This window comes from Floccifex sp. (assembly GCF_051873555.1).
In the GTDB taxonomy this organism is placed as follows: Bacteria; Bacillota_I; Bacilli_A; order Erysipelotrichales; family Erysipelotrichaceae; genus Floccifex.
Genome location: NZ_JBJEEY010000116.1, coordinates 1 through 17,067, shown reverse-complemented (window position 1 = coordinate 17,067; position 17,067 = coordinate 1). Strand labels below are relative to the sequence as shown.

Below are 17,067 nucleotides of genomic sequence, written 5' to 3'. Positions count from 1 at the left end.
CTACTCCAAAGTTGAAAATGCATCCATAATTTGATCAAAAGTTGCTAAACCTGAATGAAACGCAGTGGCACCTCCACAAGCCGTAGCCAATTTAAGTGCATATTCATAATCATTTTCTTTTAAATATCCAGCCAAAAAACCAGCCACCATAGAATCTCCTGCCCCTACAGAATTGACAACTGTTCCTTTACACACACCTTGTCTATAAATACCACCATTTTCATCCACTAAAATCGCTCCATCTTTTGCCATAGACACCAGAACATTTCGAGCCCCCATTTCCTGCAACTTTTTAGCACATTCAATGATCTGGTCTTCATTTTCAAATTCAATATCAAATATTTCTTGTAATTCTAAATTATTTGGTTTGATTAAAAAAGGATGATATTTCAATGTTTTCATCAATAAATCTTTTTCAGCATCAATCACAAAATCTACATCTGAGTCTAACTGTGAAATGACTTTTTCATAGCTATCGGATTCTAAACTTGTTGGAATATTTCCAGAAAGAATTAATAAATCATTTTTTTTAAGTTGTTTAATTTTATTTAATAAAGCCTGAAAATGTTTTGATTCAATTTTGGGTCCAATACCATTGATTTCAGTTTCTTCATCGGATTTCATTTTGACATTGATACGCGTCATTCCATTTTCAACTTGAATAAAATCTGTTGGAATGCCTAATTGATTTAATCCATTTTGAAGGGCTGTTCCAGTAAAATGGGCAATAAATCCCAAAGCCGTACTTTGAAATCCCAATTCATTTAAAATACAAGAAACATTAATTCCTTTTCCACCATAAAATACATTTTCTGTTTTGTTTCGATTTATTTGACCTGATTTAAAATGTTCCACTTGAATCACATAATCAATTGCCGGATTAAAAGTAACTGTATATATCATGTTTTCACCTCTTCTTTCTTTCATTTAAAACTAAAAACAATCAATTATCAATTGTTTTTAAAAAACACTCAATAGAATTGATTGTTTCAATCAAATATAGTGGCTATAATGAAACTATGAGAAAACAAGATAGATGGCAGGTTATTTTAAATTTATGCCAGACAAAAGAAAAGGTCAGTACCGAAGATATTTTAAATATTTGTCCGGTTTCCATTGCAACCATTCGAAGAGATTTACAACAAATGGAAGATCTTCATATGATTCATCGCTTTCATGGAGGAGCTATGTCCAATACCCAGGTTGATGAATTGCCTATGATTTATAAATCCAGTGAAAATGCTGGTGAAAAAGTAAGAATTGCTCGAAAAGCGGCCCTATTGATTCAAAATAATCAGACCATTTATTTGGATGCTGGCAGTACTACTTTTGAAATGATTCCTTATATTCATAGTAAAAATATCACAGTTGTTACTATTGGAATTCCACATTTAAGTGCTTTACTAGAAAGAAATATACATACCATTGTTCTTCCAGGAACACTTAGAAAAAGTACCGAAGCCATTACAGGGGCCAAGACATTTGAATACCTGGATTCTTTTTATTTTGATTTAGCTTTTATGGGAGCCAATGGTATTCATCCCAAAGCCCAGATCACAACAACCAATGACTGGGAAGCTGCTGTAAAAGAAAAAGTCATCCAAAGATCGAATCAGGCTTATATCTTGGCAGATTCTACAAAGTTCAATCGCATTTATCCAATTAAATTTGCGGATTTAGACGATGTCATTTGTATCAGTGATTCGCATCCCATTAATATGACTTATTTAGATTAATTTCGATTTTGTTCGATCCAGAAAGTCGCAAAGTCCACTAATTCTCTTTGGGACATCAAAGTACAAGTGGCTTTTCCGAGTTTTGTCTTTTTTACAACGTGACTTTGTTCAAAGTCTTTTCCAATTTGAATAAAGTCATTTCCATCTACATATAATGTTTCATAAGCTTTCCAGACTCGTTTTCCATTTTCAAAAATCGCGCTGTGTTCTATGCAATTGTGTTTACTTGGATAATCAGCTAAGGTATCGGCTAAATGTAACGAAGTATTTTTGTCATAGTCAACACCAATCAATAAAACATAACCATCTAGTTCATATAACTTTCCTAGAGGCGAATCCATGGTAAAGATATTAGATAGTGTATGGTTTTCAATAATTTCTTTTGCCATTTTTCCATTGGCACAAAAAGAACGCGCTGGATGATTAGAACGAAGTGTACCTGGCCATGTGCGAAACATTTCCGCGACTGTTCCCATAGTATTAGTTGGTGTTATTTCTTTTTGATAAGCCGGCCAGTTTTCACGAATCAAATCCCAGTCTTCTTTTGATACATCCCAGTGTACTCCCGTTTCTGGGTCTAAATTTTTCCAGGATTGACTGGGCATCACAATGGTTCCTTGTTTTCCGACACTTTCCAGTAAAGCTTCAATAATCACTTGTGCCCCTCCACATACATAGCCAATGGAACTAAGGGAAGTATGAACTATAATGTGCCATCCTTTTTGAATGCCTAAATCTAAAAGAGCTTTTTGTATGTCATTTTTTAGTATTGGTTTCATAATTTCATTATAAAAAAAAGCTTCGAAATTTTCGAAGCTAATTTTAAATATTTATTTTGTTTTTTCGATGATTTCAATAAAGCTATCTTCTTTTAAAGAAGCCCCACCAATTAAAGCACCATCAATGTCTGGACAAGCCATATATTCAACGATGTTTCCAGGTTTAACAGAACCACCATATTGAACACGTACATTTTCAGCGGCTTCATCACCATACATTACACGAACTTGATCACGAACGATTGCACAGCATTTTTGTGCATCATCTTTTGTAGCGGATTTACCTGTTCCAATAGCCCAAATTGGTTCATAAGCAATTACCATATTTCCAACGCATTTTGGACATAAATCTGCAATGGATCCAGTTAATTGATCACGAATAACTTTTTCTGTTTCACCAGCATCGTATTGCGCTTCTGTTTCACCAATACATAAGATTGGAGTGATTCCAGCTTCAATTAAACGTTTTGCTTTTTTGTTTACAGTTTCATCTGTGTCACCAAACATTTGACGTCTTTCAGAGTGACCAATGATACAATATTTCAATCCAATTTCTTCTAACATTGGAACAGAAACTTCACCAGTATAAGCCCCTGAATCAATCCAGTGACAGTTTTCAGCCGCAACAATTAAGTTTTTGGCATTGTCAACTGCTGTTCTTAAATCTGTAAATGGACATCCAATTCCATAAGTCGCATTTTCACTTGCAGCCACTGCATCTACTTTTTCAAAGAATGCTTTTGTTTCTGCATTGTTTTTATTCATTTTCCAGTTTCCAACAATAATAGGTTTTCTTGCCATGTTTTTAACTCCTTATTTTTCAGCAATGATTGCAATACCAGGTAATACTTTACCTTCCATATATTCTAATGAAGCTCCCCCACCAGTTGATACGTGAGAGAATTTGTCAGCATATCCTAATTGCTTAGCAGCAGCTGCAGAGTCTCCTCCACCAATAACTGTGATTGCTCCATCCAATTCAGAAATTGCTTTACATACTTCTTCTGTACCTTTAGCAAATTTTGCCATTTCAAATACACCCATTGGACCATTCCATACAACTGTTTTAGCCCCTTGTAAAGTTTCTTTGAATAATTCAACAGATTTAGGACCAATATCCAATCCCATCCATCCATCAGGAATTTGACCAGCATCGGCAACACCTGTATTTGCATCTTCAGAGAATGCATCCGCAATAACATTGTCGATAGGAAGAACTAATTTGTCTCCAGCTTTTTCTAAATATTCTTTTGCTAAATCTAATTTATCATCTTCAACTAATGAAGTACCAATTTTTCCACCAGTTGCTTTACTGAAAGTATATGCCATACCTCCACCGATAATTACTTTGTCTGCTTTTTTCAATAAGTTGTCAACAACATCAATTTTTGATGAAACTTTTGAACCACCAATGATGGCAACAAAAGGATGAGCCGGTTCATCAACTGCTTTTCCTAACATTGTGACTTCTTTTTCTACTAAGAATCCCAATCCATTTTCTTTAATATTTGTTGGAATCCCAACTGTAGAAGCATGTGCACGGTGAACAGAACCAAATGCATCTTCAACAAATACATCACCTAAACTAGCCCAGTATTTACCTAATTCTTCATCATTTTTGCTTTCACCTTTTTCATAACGAGTATTTTGTACTAAAACAATTTCCCCATTATTTAAGTTAGCAACTGCTTGCTCTAATTCAGGACCACGTGTTACAGGACAGAAAGTTACTTTTGTATCTGGTAACAATTCTTGTAAACGAACAGCTACACATTCTAAGTTGTTTTTAGCTTTGTCTTCTTCTGTTTTTACTTTACCTAAATGTGAAAATAAAACAATTTTCGCATTGTTTTCAATTAAATACTTAATAGTAGGCAAAGCCATTACGATACGATTGTCATCTGTAATTTTACCATCTTTTCTTGGTACGTTAAAATCGCAACGTACTAAAACCTTTTTCCCAGCAACATCAAGGTCTCTAACTGTTTTTTTAGCCATGTAATATCCTCCTAATGTCTAAATTTGCGATTTCATTATATCACTACACCATTTGAATGACTAGTTTTTCACAAACAAAAAACAAAAAAAAGACCTTATTGATAAGATCTTTGAGCTGTTCATAATGGTATAAATTTTTCTAAAAACATTTCTAAGGTTGTCTCTACCCCTGCACAAATCAGGCAAATCAATAAATTGAAAATACCCACTCGTACATCCAGTTTTAAGAAGAAAATCAGGAAAATAAATAATTCTAATACAAAAACAATTATAATTTTCTTCTTTCGATCAATTTCTTTAGAAACTTCGTTAACCATCTTTCCAAAACAAAAAGCCATCACAAAAGCCCCTAAAAAAATGACAATTTTCGACACCATAAAAATCCCCTCCTTTTTATAGTCTCTGTTCTATCCCTTCTCTATTATCTCATGAAACCAAAAAAGTAAAAGCCTTTTTTTGATATTTTTTTTACAAAAAAATGGTCGTCATTTATGATAAGAACGACCATTTAAAATCATATAACCACGATAAATTTGTTCCAAAAGTAAGACACGTGTCATTAAATGCGTAAACGTTAAATCCGATAGTTTCCATCGAAAATTTGCTCGCTTAACTAAGGATTCACTGGGTCCTAATGAACCAGCAATCACAAAGATCAGATGAGAATATTTCATTTGCCAGGTTTCTAATTTTTGTGAAAAAGATAAACTATCCAGCATTTGACCGTGTAAATCCAGTAAAACCACAAAATCGGAATCTTTTATTTTCGATAATACACGTTCTCCTTCTTTTTCTTTGATTAAAAGAACTTCATTTTCTCTATCTGTATGATCATTATTTTCATCTTTAAATTCAGTCACACTGACTTTTGTAAAAGCCGATAAGCGTTTGATATATTCTTTTTCTAAAGCCGTTAATGACTTGTCTTTATTCTTCCCAATGGCATAGACATCAATCAAAGAACAGCCTCCGTTGGAAATTGACTCGTTAAAGCCACAACTTGTTCTTTGATACGAGCACATGTTTGTTCATCATTGGCTTTTAAAACTTCAATCATCCAATTTGTGACTTGTTCAAATTCTTTTTCTTTAAATCCACGTGATGTCATAGCTGCCGCTCCTAATCGAATTCCAGATGTCACAAATGGTTTTTGTGTATCAAATGGAATGGTATTTTTGTTGCATGTAATACCCGCTGCATCTAATAATTTTTCAGCTGCTTTTCCACTCATTCCAATGGAATTTAAAACATCCACCATCAATAAGTGATTATCACTTCCACCAGAAACAATTCTAAAACCAGCTTCTTTAAATCCTTTGACCATCACTTGCACATTCTTTAAGACTTGATCAATATAGTCTTTAAATTCCGGTTGACTGGCTTCATATAAACAAATTCCTTTCGCCGCAATCACATGTTCCAGTGGTCCTCCCTGCATTCCTGGAAAAACTTTGGAATCCAATTTCTTACCAAATTCTTCTTTACAGAAAACCATTCCCCCACGAGGTCCACGAAGTGTTTTATGTGTTGTCGTAGTGACAAAATCAGCATATGGAATTGGACTTGGATGCGCCCCTGTAGCTACCAATCCAGCAATATGAGCCATATCTACCATCAAATAACAACCTGCTTTATCCGCAATTTCACGTAAACGTTTAAAATCGATAATACGAGAATAAGCACTGGCTCCTGCTACAATTAATTTTGGTTTTACTTCTAATGCTTGTTTCTCTAATAAATCATAGTCAATGCATTCACTTTGAGCATCTACTAAATAGGGAATGAAATTATATAATGTACCAGAAAAGTTTAATGGATGTCCATGTGTTAAATGACCACCAGCAGCTAAATCCATTCCCAATACAGTATCTCCTGGTTGTAAAATCGTATTGTATACTGCCATATTGGCTTGTGACCCTGAATGAGGCTGTACATTGACATGTTCTGCCTTAAATAAATCCAAAGCTCTTTGAATCGTTAAACTTTCTGCTTCATCAACATGAACACATCCTCCATAGTAGCGCTTTCCAGGATATCCTTCTGCATATTTGTTGGTTAAAACAGAACCCTGTGCTTCACGAACTTCTTTCGATACAAAGTTTTCGGATGCTATCAATTCTACATTTTGTTTTTGACGTTGTTGTTCTTTTTCAATAATTGAAAACATTTGATTGTCTCGCATTTTTTCATCCTCCGCTTTTCTATCATATCAAATTATTCTAAGAATTGGGAATCAATTACATCTTTTGTGACAGAATTGATATAATTCAGACTCACTACATTGCCTTCATATCCATTTAATACATGTTTTGAAGCCAATTCATCACTATATTGATCCACACGATACGCTTTATAATTATATCTTTCTTCTAAAATATTATTTTGGTTTCCTTCAAAATGAATAAAAGTAGGAATCCATTTCACATTTTGAATCGAAATTGAATCCTTTTCTTTCACAAAATCCAAAGAAATCATGCCCCCAATCGCATTATCCGTTGTCAACATACCACCAATAAAATTTCCCAACGAATAAACACACAACATTTTGTTGCCATTACTTCCCTGAATCCATTCTACCGGTTGAATCGTATGTGGGTGGGTTCCAATCACTAAGTCTACCCCGCAATCCGCAAAAACTTGCGCAAAGTGTTTTTGATAATCACTTGGTGCAAATGTATTTTCATCGCCCCAATGTGCCGATACAATCACAACGTCACTGATTTCCTTAGCACGTTTGACTTCATCTTGAATCAAGGCATCATCAAAATAAGATACATTATAGCTATTTGGTGCTTCAATGCCATTGGTTCCATAGGTATAGGCTAAGAAACTAAAGGTAATTCCTTTTTTGGTAAAAGTAGGAATGGAATTAAATTGTTCTTGTGAAGTATATATACCATCTACAACAATATCTGTATTTCCAAACGCATTCAATTCATTTTCAATTCCTGTATCGCTTCGATCCAAGCAATGATTTGTTGCCAGGTTAGCTAAATTAAAACCAGCTTCTTCTAAATTACGCGCAATTTCTGTAGGAGAATTAAAAGTAGGATATCCAGATAATCCCAATTCCACACCTCCTAAAATTGTTTCCTGATTGATAAAAGCAATGTCCGCATTTTGTGCATCTTTTTCAAAGTTTTCATACATCTTTGAAAAATCATAGCTTCCGTCTGCTTGTAAAGCATCTGCATAAACAGTATCATGAATTAAATTATCGCCAACTCCAATTAAAGAAACAACATTGTCTTTATTTTTTGTTGAAATGACTTCCGTTGTTTTTTCAGTATCGTCTTTATTAAATAAAGATTGAATGCTTCGTCCAATAAACAAAACAAGATTTATTAAAATGACTAAAATCAAAAGACAAATCAAACCAAAAATGATTCGATTCCGTGTTCTCTTTCTCATTTTTCTACGCTTCTTCTTTTGCGCCATAATATTCCTCCAATGTCCAGTTGTTTTCATAAATCTTTGTAGCCACATCTTTTCCTACATAACGAAAATGCCAGCTTTCATATCCATATCTTGTTACATCGACTTTATCTTCTGGATAACGAAGAATAAAACCATATTTGTGAGCATTTTCTAAAATCCATTCATAGCCATCATAATTTTCAATTTCATTAAAATTATAACCATTGAATGTGATATCCACTGCCAACCCTGTATTATGTTCACTTTGTCCGGGACGTGCATAATATGAATCCGCATATTCTTGTCCATGAATTTGAGCATTGTAGTCCCACAATCCTTTTTGATATTCATACGAACGATACCCGGCAATAGCTCTTATTTCTATATTTTCTTTTTCAGCAGCTTTACACCACTTTATATATGCATCGTAAACTTCTTTTCGTAATTGAATAACATCCACATCCTGACAAGAATAATCTTGCCCTTGTACACATGCAAATACATCCAATCCCACTAAATCATCTGGAACATAGCCATCTGGCAGGGCATAAAATTTATTCACTAAATATGTAACATCTGTATCATCTTCAACGATTGTTGTTTGGGCATAGGGTTCTAAGTCCATGTCACAATTGACTTCCATAACTCTTTGTTCTAATGTATCAGCTTTTGTATAAGCTGCGTATCTCTCTAATCGACTTGGCCAATAATTTGATAAAGATGCCAATTCTTTGGCTTCTTCTATAGTAAAACCTGCTTGTACAATTTCATCATACTTTTCTTCTTTAATAATTGGTGTTTCTTTTGAAGAAAACAATATTTTTTTGATGCCAAATCCCAATAAAAAAATCAATAAAACACAAATGAGTCCTAAAATAAATAAACGAAACACATTAATTTTTCTTTTTTTTCTTTTAGCCATTTACTTTCTCCAATATTTCTCCAATAAAATACAATGAACCACAAATCAACATATCTTTTTGTGGGTTGTTGATTCGTTGTATAAGTTCTTCCTTTGAAATCAATGGAAGGTTAAGTGATTCCAATGGATAACAACGATAACTATCGATTTGCACTAAAGTGATGGGACAATGCAATTGATTTAATATATCAATCATTTCTTGTGCGTCTTTATCACTTAAAACCGAAAAATAAATGTCTCCCTTCCAGGTTGAAATGGAATTCACTAACGATTGAATGCCATCTACATTATGAGCTCCATCTAAAATCACTTGATGACTTCGCTTTAACTTCGTAAATCTTCCCAGCCATTGAAATTCATCAATTGTTTTTTGAATACAAGAAGGCTCTAATTCCATTCCCAATGCATATAATGTTTCTAAAGCTAAACCAAAGTTATCGACTTGATAAACAGGAAGATTCATATAATATGTATGATGATTCCATTCAATTTCAATTTGATTGTCTTTGATTTCATATGGAAAATCCACAAAACCAAGCATTGGATGCATCACAGAAGCCACATTTTCCATGACTTTCTGACAGTTTTCTTTTTTTTCAGTTGTTAAAGCCAATACACCTGGTTTAAAGATTCCACTTTTCTCATACGCAATTTGTTCCAGACTATTTCCTAAATATGCCTGATGATCAAAGCTGACATTGGTAATGACAGTGGCACAATAGTCTAAAGCCGTTGTGGCATCTAATCTTCCTCCCATTCCCACTTCTATAATCGCAATATCCACTTCTTGTCTTAAAAAATAAACCAAGGCCATCCATAGATCCATTTCAAACATAGTCATCTTTTTTTCTATAAATAAAGGCTCAAATTCATCATAGATTTGTTCCCATTCATTTTCTGAAATCATTTTGTCATTGATCACAATTCTTTCAAAATGTGAAATCAAATGTGGAGAAGTAAAAACCCCGACTTTGTAACCAGCATTCTTTAATAAACCCGCAAACCATTGACAAGTACTTCCCTTTCCATTGGTTCCTGTGACTTGTATTTTTGTCAATTGTTTATGAGACGGTATATATTCATTCAACCAGCCACGAAATATCAATAAGTCATGGTTTCTTCCACGACAGTTTTCCATTTTTTCAATTTTTTCTTGTACACTCATGTGGGTATTATATCATTGATTGTGATATGATAGACAAAGAAAAAGAGGAATTTTTATGACAATGAACAATGACTGGGATCTATTATTTGATCAGGAAATCCAAAAAGAATATTTAATCAAAATCCGGTATTTTTTAGCCCGTGAATATAAAACAAAACAAATCTTTCCCGCCAAAGAAAATATCTTTGCGGCTTTTAAAACTACAGCTTTAAAAGACACAAAAGTTGTGATTTTAGGACAAGATCCTTATCACAATATTGGACAAGCCCAGGGCTATGCCTTTTCAGTTCCATCTGATTTCCCTTTACCACCGTCTTTAAAAAATATATATAAAGAACTGGAAAATGAATATCATGTTCCAGTTAATCGCAATGGAGATTTAACGGATTGGGCACGACAAGGTGTTTTATTAATGAATACAGTTTTAACAGTAGAAGCTCATAAAGCTTTTTCTCATAGTAAAATAGGCTGGCAAAATTTTACCAATGCAGCTTTACAAGTGTTGAATGAACAAGATCAGCCGATTGTATTTTTATTATGGGGAAACAGCGCCATTCAAGCCAAAAAATTTTTAAATAATCCAAATCATTTAGTCTTAACAAGTCCACATCCCTCGCCTTTAAGTGCTTCCAGAGGCTTTTTTGGAAATAATCATTTTATATTAGCCAATGATTTTTTAATACAACATGGTAAAGAGCCTATTCAATGGATTTAAAAAAGCAGGTTATTATTCCTGCTTTTCTAATTTATTAAGTAAATACTCTGTTTTTCTTATAAATTTTTCCGTTCGATATTCATGCATTTTATCATTTTTGTTTTGTAATTCTGTTAAAGCGTTTATAAGCATTTGTGTTGCGGTATTTGGAAACTTCTTTGATCCTTCATTTTTATATAATAAACCAGCTGGATATTGATCATCATTTTTTGTCCAGATTTCACCAAAAGCCAAATACTCCGCCCATAAAACCTTGGCTTCTACACAATCATTCATAGCTGCTTTTTCCAGCCAGGACATAAATAGTTGTACATTTTCTTCTTCTGGACTTTTTGGATTTCCTAAATTATAGGCATACGAATAGGCATTGATAAAGTTTGATGTATAACATAGAGCTAAAGCCAGTTGACAATCTCCATTTCCAGCATTAGCGCCTACTTTTAAGCGTTTCACTGTATCTTCCATTTCATAATAACTTGGACTTGCGTTTTGATAAAAGCCATTAATATAGCGCCAGTACATATCCGCAGCTGCAATATGAATTCCTCCATCATTGGCCATTTTCAAGTATTTAAATACAGGTTCCGTATATTGATTTCGAAATTCTGGTATAGCTGCAATATTGGCACAGACATAACTACTATAAGGGTCACCAAGTTCTCCTGCTAATTCAAAGTGGCGGAATCCTTTTCGTCCTGTATGATTTAAAATCAATGTATAGTTAATGCCGTCATATTTATTATAATATTTTTTTTGATACATGAAATTATAGGCATCTTCCTGCATTTCATCTTTGATTTCATCGAATCGATTGTTTTCTTTGGCTACTTTAATTGTATATATATCATTCCATAATTCAATGTAACAATTCGCAATAAAAGTATGATATTCAATTTCATCAAAAGACTTGTCATACACTCTACATAATTCCATTTTATTTATTGCCTCTATACGATCTTTTTTTGTACCCATTCCATTGCAATAACACTTTGCCAATTCGTACATGACTTTAGAATATGTACTATCTTTTTTTATTTGATCGACATATTTTTCATACAACTCAAAAGCATCTTTTTCATCATGATCTAAAAAACCATCACAATATTGTTTTCCTAAAAAAAGAACAGCCTCTACATGTGACGGACACGCTTGCAGCAAATATTCATTTGCCTGTATATATTCTTTTTCCTGATATGCTTTCATTCCTTTTTCATAGAGTTCCATTCCATTTGAAAACGATACTTCTTTCTTTTTTCTAAACAATCCCATATTTTTTATTCTCCTGTATTTATTGTACAAATAAAAAAAGCAGAAATCATTCATTTTCTGCTTTTAGTTCAAATAAAATATCACGAAGCTGCGCCGCTCTTTCAAAATCTAAAACCTTAGCCGCTTCTTTCATTTCCTTTTCCAGACTGGTAATCATCTGTTCCTTATCTTTTTTACCCATCTTCTTTTTCTTCAAATATTTGGCCGTCATTTCTTTGGTTTCTTTCGAACGAACCACATCATGAATCGGTTTGATGATGGTTTTAGGAACAATGCCATGTTCAATATTAAAGGCCTCCTGAATGGAACGACGACGATTCGTTTCCTGAATCGCATATTCCATGCTTTCTGTGATTTGATCGGCATACATGATAACTTTTCCTTCGCTATTACGAGCTGCACGTCCAATAATTTGAACTAAAGAACGCTTTGAACGTAAGAATCCTTCTTTATCGGCATCCAGAATCGCAATTAAAGAGACTTCAGGAATATCCAGTCCTTCTCGTAATAAATTAATTCCAATTAAGACATCGTATTTTCCTTGTCGTAAATCATGAATGATTTCTGTTCGTTCAATGGTTTTGACTTCATGATGCAGCCAGGCCACTTTTAAATCCATGCTCTTTAAATACGACGTTAAATCCTCTGCCATTCGAACGGTTAAAGTTGTAATCAAAGTTCTTTGATTTTTCTCAATTCGATCTTTGATTTCTCCTACTAAATCATCGATTTGTCCTTCAATAGGTCGCACTTCCACAAGAGGATCCAATAAACCCGTTGGACGAATAATTTGTTCCGTGACATGATCAACTTTTTCTAATTCATAGTCTCCTGGTGTAGCCGAAACAAAAATAGCCTGAGGAATTAATTCTTCAAATTCATTAAATCGAAGTGGACGATTATCCAATGCACTTGGTAAACGAAATCCATATTCCACCAATGTTTCTTTTCGAGCTCTATCGCCGTTATACATTCCTCTAATTTGCGGAAGCGAAACGTGACTTTCATCCACTACCAATAAAAAATCATCGGGAAAATAATCAAATAAAGTATATGGACGTTCCCCTGGTTTTCGTCCATCTATGTGTCGTGAATAATTTTCAATACCAGGACAAACTCCAATTTCACGAAGCGATTCAATGTCATGGCGACATCTTTGTTCGAGTCGTTCTTTTTCCAATGGTTTTTGAAGCTTATCAAAATAATCCAGTCGTTCTTCTAACTCAGTTTCAATGGACTTTGCGGCCTTTTTCATGACATCCATCGTATTGGCATAGCCCGTAGCTGGATAGAAATTATAAATACGGTATGCTTGAATAAGTTTACCTGTTACAGGATCCACTTCACTGATACGTTCAATTTCATCATCAAACATTTCAATGCGAACCAAGTACTGATCGGTATGTCCAGGCGTCACTTCTATGACATCGCCTCTTTTACGAAAAGTTCCACGTTGTGGATCGGAATCATTTCGCTTGTATTGTTGCTCAATTAAAGCTTCCATCAATTCTTTTTGAGTGATGATTTCCCCTACTCGAAGCGAAAAAATCATATGTCGGTATTGTTCAGGATTGCTGGCTCCATAAATCGAAGCAACAGAAGCAACAATAATGGTGTCTCTTCTTTCTAATACGCTATTGACAGCTGCCATTCGAAGCATATCCAATTCTTCATTGGTTTTCGTATTTTTATCAATATATGTATCGGTTTTGGGTACATAAGCTTCTGGTTGATAATAATCGAAATTCGATACAAAATATTCCACACGATTCTGTGGAAAAAATTCTTTGAATTCACTATACAATTGACCTGCCAATGTTTTATTGTGAGCAAAAACCAGTGTTGGTTTATTGATTTGTTCAATCACTTTAGAAATCGTAAATGTTTTTCCAGTTCCTGTTGCTCCTAATAAAACTTGATACTTCTGATGATTTTGAATGCCATTTACTAATTCTTCAATGGCTTTGGGCTGATCCCCTGCTGGTTGATAATCTGAATGTAATATAAATTTTTCCATAAAAGAATTATATCACATTCAGATGTTGATATCTTTTTTCAATAACAGAAAAAACAAGAAGGATACAATAATATGTTGATAAAGCCTGTTATACCAAATTACAGGCATATTTTTTTGTATTTACTACTACAATTCCAAACTGTTTTCTTTTAACAAAAAGTCATAGATACTCATAGTAGTAATTCCAACTTCATCTCTAGTAATGTTTACTACGTCCTTAACAACAATAATCTTTTTGAATGAATCGTTTATATTGACAAGAGAAGCCTTTTCCTGGATGCGTTTTTCTTCTGTTGGTATACTGAACGCGGATTGAATATAATAACGTTTACTTCCCAGGTTAGCAACAAAATCAATTTCCAAATGTTTCTTGTATTCTTTGCCATTTTCATCTGTTCCACGCTTTTCTACAACACCAACATCTACAGAATATCCTCTGCTTCGTAATTCATTATAAATAATATTTTCCATTAGATGCGTTTCTTCTACCTGTCTGAATCCTAATCTTGCATTCCTTAATCCCACATCTTCAAAATAATACTTCAACGGCGTGTCGATGTACTTTCTGCCCTTGACATCATAACGATTTGCCTTATTAATAATAAAAGCATCTTCCAAATACTCAATATATTGTCGAATTGTGTTCAAGCTAATTTTTGACTGAATTGAACTTCTAAATGTAGCTTCAATTTTCGGCGGATTTGTTAATGAACCAATAGCAGAAGCCAAAATATTAACTAAATCTTCTAACTCCTGGCTTTTTTCAATATGATGTCTTTCAATAATATCCTTCATATACGTTTCTTTGAAAAGATTTGTCAAATAGTGAATTTTTTGCTCTTCCGTTTTCATTGTTACAGTAGGAGGAAGGCCACCATATACAACATACTCTGCCCATCCACGGTACATATCACCATCATAGGCTTCCATAAATTCCTTGAAAGTTAATGGATAAATGTGAATTTCATCGCCTCTGCCTCTAAATTCTGTAATTACATCTTTGGATAAAAATTTAGAGTTACTTCCGGTTACATATATATCAGCATTTCTAATATGAAGCAGTGAATTTAAAACTTCTTCAAACTCCTGAAGCATCTGCACTTCATCAATCATGATGTAATATTGCTCATCATCTTCTATCAATGATTCAATATAATCTAATATTATATCTGGATCACGATACTTTTTATTTTTACGTTGATCCAATTCAATCGTAATGATATGAGATATCGGTACTTCCTGCTCTAACAAGTATTTTTGAAAAATATTAAATAGAAGAAACGACTTTCCACTTCTCCTAATTCCAGTTACAACCTTTATCATTCCATTTTGCATACGATTAATCAAATCATTCAAGTATTTGTCCCTTTTGATTTCCATAAATCCCCTCCTATTGCATATTTTTTACATTTCCGTCTTTTTTATTCAATACTATTATACTTCTTCACACCATAAAATGTAAAATATATTGAATATTTTATACGATTTCGTAAAAAATATTCAATATAAAAGCATCCCTAATAAATTGACGAACGCTCTTTTCTATATTGTTTATTTGTATGCAATATAAATATTTCCTAGAATCAGGCTTTGATATCTTTTTTTCGATAATACATAAAACCAAGAAGAATACATACAATAGAAACGACTGTACCAATATGTGTACTATTTAAAGTGATTTGCTCAAGAACTTCTCAATCCTTATTATATATCAATTGATTTCTTTCTAATTCTCTTTTTAACTCTTCGACAGTTGGTAAGACAATCATATATTTTGAAGCAAAAATCTGTTGATTTTCATGTAAAACAGAATATTTAACCATTGTTTCATCTTTATCCGTACAAAAAATTATACCTATAGTAGGATTATCATCTTCCGTGCGTTTCAAATCATCAAACATACGCACATACATGTCCATTTGTCCAATATCTTGATGCGTTAATTTGGTGTTTTTTAAGTCAATTAGTACAAAACATTTCAAAATATAATTATAAAAAACCAAATCAATATAAAAATCTGTTGTTTCCGTGCAAATTCTCATCTGTCTACCCACAAATGAAAATCCTTTTCCCATTTCCAATAAAAATTTTTGAAGATTCGTAATAATAGCCTTTTCAATATCACTTTCAAAATGTCCGTCATTTTGCTTTACTCCCATAAATTCCAGCACAAACGGATCCTTAACAAATTCTAATTTTTTATTTTCTGTGTTTGGCAATTGAGTAGATAGCATCCTTTTATAATATCCACTTTTAATATTACGTTCCAATTCTCTTACACTCCAATTTTCATTAGCCACTTCATCCAAATAAAAATTGCGTTCGTCTTCATCTGAAATGCGCATAATATTTCTCAAATGAGACCAAGGCACCTTTTTCATCATCCTATAGCCATATGAATCTTGTGGAAATGTCAAATAAAATTGTCTACAATTTTTTAGATTTGCCACAGAAAATCCTGTCCCAAATTCATCTGATAACTCTTTCGATAAGTTTTTTATCAAGTATGAACCATATTTAGATCGTTCTTTCCCTAATAATTCCTGTTCAACAATCCTTTCCCCTACATGCCAATATGCTTGCGTCATAATACTACTTGCATTCTTGTAAGCTAATTCCCTTGCTTGAAGCAATATTTCTCTAACATCTTCATAAAATTGTTTTTCTTGAATTGGAACAATAGATAATTCTTCATTTTTAATAATTTCAGTTTTTCTATACATATTTTCTCCATTTGAATTGGCTACACATGTGTAGCCAATTCATCATTTATCAATTTTTTTCTTTTCAGAAATTTATATCACTAGCATAATCTTGCTGGTTCTACAACCTCATTCATTGCCTCTGTAATTCATCATTTTTCAAACTTAATCAAGTTAGAATCAAAATAAAACAGTGTTCATCTTTTATATTACTGTCTTTGGTGATCCAATATATCCTTCAAATACCACATTTGATGAATATAGTAAAAATAGTGTTGGGAATTCTTCAGATAGAGGAAAAATGAGATGGAATAGAAATTAAGAAATGTTTATATTTATATTTTACA

Annotated in this window: 16 protein-coding genes; 2 read left to right on the top strand and 14 right to left on the bottom strand. The window is 33.2% G+C overall.

Going from position 1 to position 17,067, the window contains the following annotated elements; translation table 11 throughout:
* Entirely contained in the window at nt 1-903 is a 903-nt protein-coding gene (pfkB, locus tag ACI32A_RS06765) for a 1-phosphofructokinase (RefSeq protein WP_439754277.1), read from the bottom strand.
* A 116-nt stretch (nt 904-1,019) separates the two neighbouring features.
* Here pfkB and ACI32A_RS06760 point away from each other — a divergent pair, with 116 nt between their 5' ends.
* Entirely contained in the window at nt 1,020-1,736 is a 717-nt protein-coding gene (locus ACI32A_RS06760) for a DeoR/GlpR family DNA-binding transcription regulator (protein ID WP_439754276.1), read from the top strand.
* On the opposite strand, the gene ACI32A_RS06755 is transcribed toward ACI32A_RS06760, so the two are convergent.
* The 9 genes from ACI32A_RS06755 to ACI32A_RS06715 all read right to left on the bottom strand — a co-directional run bounded on the left by ACI32A_RS06755 (nt 1,733) and on the right by ACI32A_RS06715 (nt 10,017).
* Entirely contained in the window at nt 1,733-2,515 is a 783-nt protein-coding gene (locus ACI32A_RS06755) for an aminoglycoside N(3)-acetyltransferase (protein ID WP_439754275.1), read from the bottom strand. The two genes, ACI32A_RS06760 and ACI32A_RS06755, sit on opposite strands and share 4 nt — an antisense overlap.
* A gap of 51 nt (nt 2,516-2,566) precedes the next feature.
* Nucleotides 2,567-3,316 carry a triose-phosphate isomerase gene (tpiA, locus tag ACI32A_RS06750; protein WP_154460129.1) on the bottom strand — a complete coding sequence of 250 codons (750 nt, stop codon included), beginning with the start codon at nt 3,314-3,316 and terminating at the stop codon, nt 2,567-2,569.
* A gap of 12 nt (nt 3,317-3,328) precedes the next feature.
* The gene (locus tag ACI32A_RS06745) at nt 3,329-4,513 is read right to left on the bottom strand and encodes a phosphoglycerate kinase (protein ID WP_439754274.1); all 1,185 of its coding nucleotides are present in this window, start codon (nt 4,511-4,513) and stop codon (nt 3,329-3,331) included.
* A gap of 119 nt (nt 4,514-4,632) precedes the next feature.
* Nucleotides 4,633-4,890: a hypothetical protein gene (locus ACI32A_RS06740; RefSeq protein ID WP_439754273.1), complete on the bottom strand. Its 258-nt coding sequence runs from the start codon at nt 4,888-4,890 to the stop codon at nt 4,633-4,635.
* A 108-nt stretch (nt 4,891-4,998) separates the two neighbouring features.
* Nucleotides 4,999-5,472: a 23S rRNA (pseudouridine(1915)-N(3))-methyltransferase RlmH gene (locus tag ACI32A_RS06735; RefSeq protein ID WP_439754272.1), complete on the bottom strand. Its 474-nt coding sequence runs from the start codon at nt 5,470-5,472 to the stop codon at nt 4,999-5,001.
* Nucleotides 5,469-6,695 carry a serine hydroxymethyltransferase gene (glyA, locus tag ACI32A_RS06730; protein ID WP_439754271.1) on the bottom strand — a complete coding sequence of 409 codons (1,227 nt, stop codon included), beginning with the start codon at nt 6,693-6,695 and terminating at the stop codon, nt 5,469-5,471. The genes ACI32A_RS06735 and glyA overlap by 4 nt, the downstream gene beginning before the upstream one ends.
* A gap of 32 nt (nt 6,696-6,727) precedes the next feature.
* Entirely contained in the window at nt 6,728-7,951 is a 1,224-nt protein-coding gene (locus ACI32A_RS06725) for a CapA family protein (RefSeq protein ID WP_439754270.1), read from the bottom strand.
* Nucleotides 7,929-8,852 (bottom strand): M15 family metallopeptidase, encoded by a 924-nt coding sequence (locus ACI32A_RS06720; protein WP_439754269.1) that lies wholly within the window; start codon nt 8,850-8,852, stop codon nt 7,929-7,931. The genes ACI32A_RS06725 and ACI32A_RS06720 overlap by 23 nt, the downstream gene beginning before the upstream one ends.
* Nucleotides 8,845-10,017, bottom strand: a complete 1,173-nt coding sequence (locus ACI32A_RS06715) for a bifunctional folylpolyglutamate synthase/dihydrofolate synthase (RefSeq protein WP_439754268.1) — start codon at nt 10,015-10,017, stop codon at nt 8,845-8,847. Before ACI32A_RS06715 ends, ACI32A_RS06720 begins: the two co-directional genes overlap by 8 nt.
* Nucleotides 10,018-10,072: 55 nt before the next feature.
* On the opposite strand from ACI32A_RS06715, the gene ACI32A_RS06710 reads away from it, so the two are divergent.
* Nucleotides 10,073-10,732 carry a uracil-DNA glycosylase gene (locus tag ACI32A_RS06710; protein ID WP_439754267.1) on the top strand — a complete coding sequence of 220 codons (660 nt, stop codon included), beginning with the start codon at nt 10,073-10,075 and terminating at the stop codon, nt 10,730-10,732.
* A gap of 12 nt (nt 10,733-10,744) precedes the next feature.
* On the opposite strand, the gene ACI32A_RS06705 is transcribed toward ACI32A_RS06710, so the two are convergent.
* The 4 genes from ACI32A_RS06705 to ACI32A_RS06690 form a co-directional block, all read right to left on the bottom strand.
* A complete protein-coding gene (locus ACI32A_RS06705) occupies nt 10,745-12,001 on the bottom strand; it encodes a hypothetical protein (protein ID WP_439754266.1) in 1,257 nt (418 codons plus the stop codon).
* 46 nt (nt 12,002-12,047) lie between these two features.
* A complete protein-coding gene (gene uvrB / locus ACI32A_RS06700; RefSeq protein WP_439754265.1) occupies nt 12,048-14,018 on the bottom strand; it encodes an excinuclease ABC subunit UvrB in 1,971 nt (656 codons plus the stop codon).
* Between the two features lie 126 nt (nt 14,019-14,144).
* Nucleotides 14,145-15,398, bottom strand: coding sequence for an ATP-binding protein (locus tag ACI32A_RS06695; RefSeq protein ID WP_439754264.1), 1,254 nt, complete (start codon nt 15,396-15,398; stop codon nt 14,145-14,147).
* A 314-nt stretch (nt 15,399-15,712) separates the two neighbouring features.
* Nucleotides 15,713-16,741: a PDDEXK nuclease domain-containing protein gene (locus ACI32A_RS06690; protein WP_439754263.1), complete on the bottom strand. Its 1,029-nt coding sequence runs from the start codon at nt 16,739-16,741 to the stop codon at nt 15,713-15,715.
* Nucleotides 16,742-17,067: the final 326 nt, after the last annotated feature.

Coding starts and splice junctions, on each gene's coding strand:
- ACI32A_RS06725 (WP_439754270.1), bottom strand. CDS start 7,951: ATGGCGCAAAAGAAGAAGCGTAGAAAAATGAGAAAGAGAACACGGAAT.
- ACI32A_RS06695 (WP_439754264.1), bottom strand. CDS start 15,398: ATGGAAATCAAAAGGGACAAATACTTGAATGATTTGATTAATCGTATG.
- uvrB (WP_439754265.1), bottom strand. CDS start 14,018: ATGGAAAAATTTATATTACATTCAGATTATCAACCAGCAGGGGATCAG.
- glyA (WP_439754271.1), bottom strand. CDS start 6,695: ATGCGAGACAATCAAATGTTTTCAATTATTGAAAAAGAACAACAACGT.
- ACI32A_RS06720 (WP_439754269.1), bottom strand. CDS start 8,852: ATGGCTAAAAGAAAAAAAAGAAAAATTAATGTGTTTCGTTTATTTATT.
- pfkB (WP_439754277.1), bottom strand. CDS start 903: ATGATATATACAGTTACTTTTAATCCGGCAATTGATTATGTGATTCAA.
- tpiA (WP_154460129.1), bottom strand. CDS start 3,316: ATGGCAAGAAAACCTATTATTGTTGGAAACTGGAAAATGAATAAAAAC.
- ACI32A_RS06705 (WP_439754266.1), bottom strand. CDS start 12,001: ATGGGATTGTTTAGAAAAAAGAAAGAAGTATCGTTTTCAAATGGAATG.
- ACI32A_RS06760 (WP_439754276.1), top strand. CDS start 1,020: ATGAGAAAACAAGATAGATGGCAGGTTATTTTAAATTTATGCCAGACA.
- ACI32A_RS06690 (WP_439754263.1), bottom strand. CDS start 16,741: ATGTATAGAAAAACTGAAATTATTAAAAATGAAGAATTATCTATTGTT.
- ACI32A_RS06755 (WP_439754275.1), bottom strand. CDS start 2,515: ATGAAACCAATACTAAAAAATGACATACAAAAAGCTCTTTTAGATTTA.
- ACI32A_RS06745 (WP_439754274.1), bottom strand. CDS start 4,513: ATGGCTAAAAAAACAGTTAGAGACCTTGATGTTGCTGGGAAAAAGGTT.
- ACI32A_RS06710 (WP_439754267.1), top strand. CDS start 10,073: ATGACAATGAACAATGACTGGGATCTATTATTTGATCAGGAAATCCAA.
- ACI32A_RS06715 (WP_439754268.1), bottom strand. CDS start 10,017: ATGAGTGTACAAGAAAAAATTGAAAAAATGGAAAACTGTCGTGGAAGA.
- ACI32A_RS06740 (WP_439754273.1), bottom strand. CDS start 4,890: ATGGTGTCGAAAATTGTCATTTTTTTAGGGGCTTTTGTGATGGCTTTT.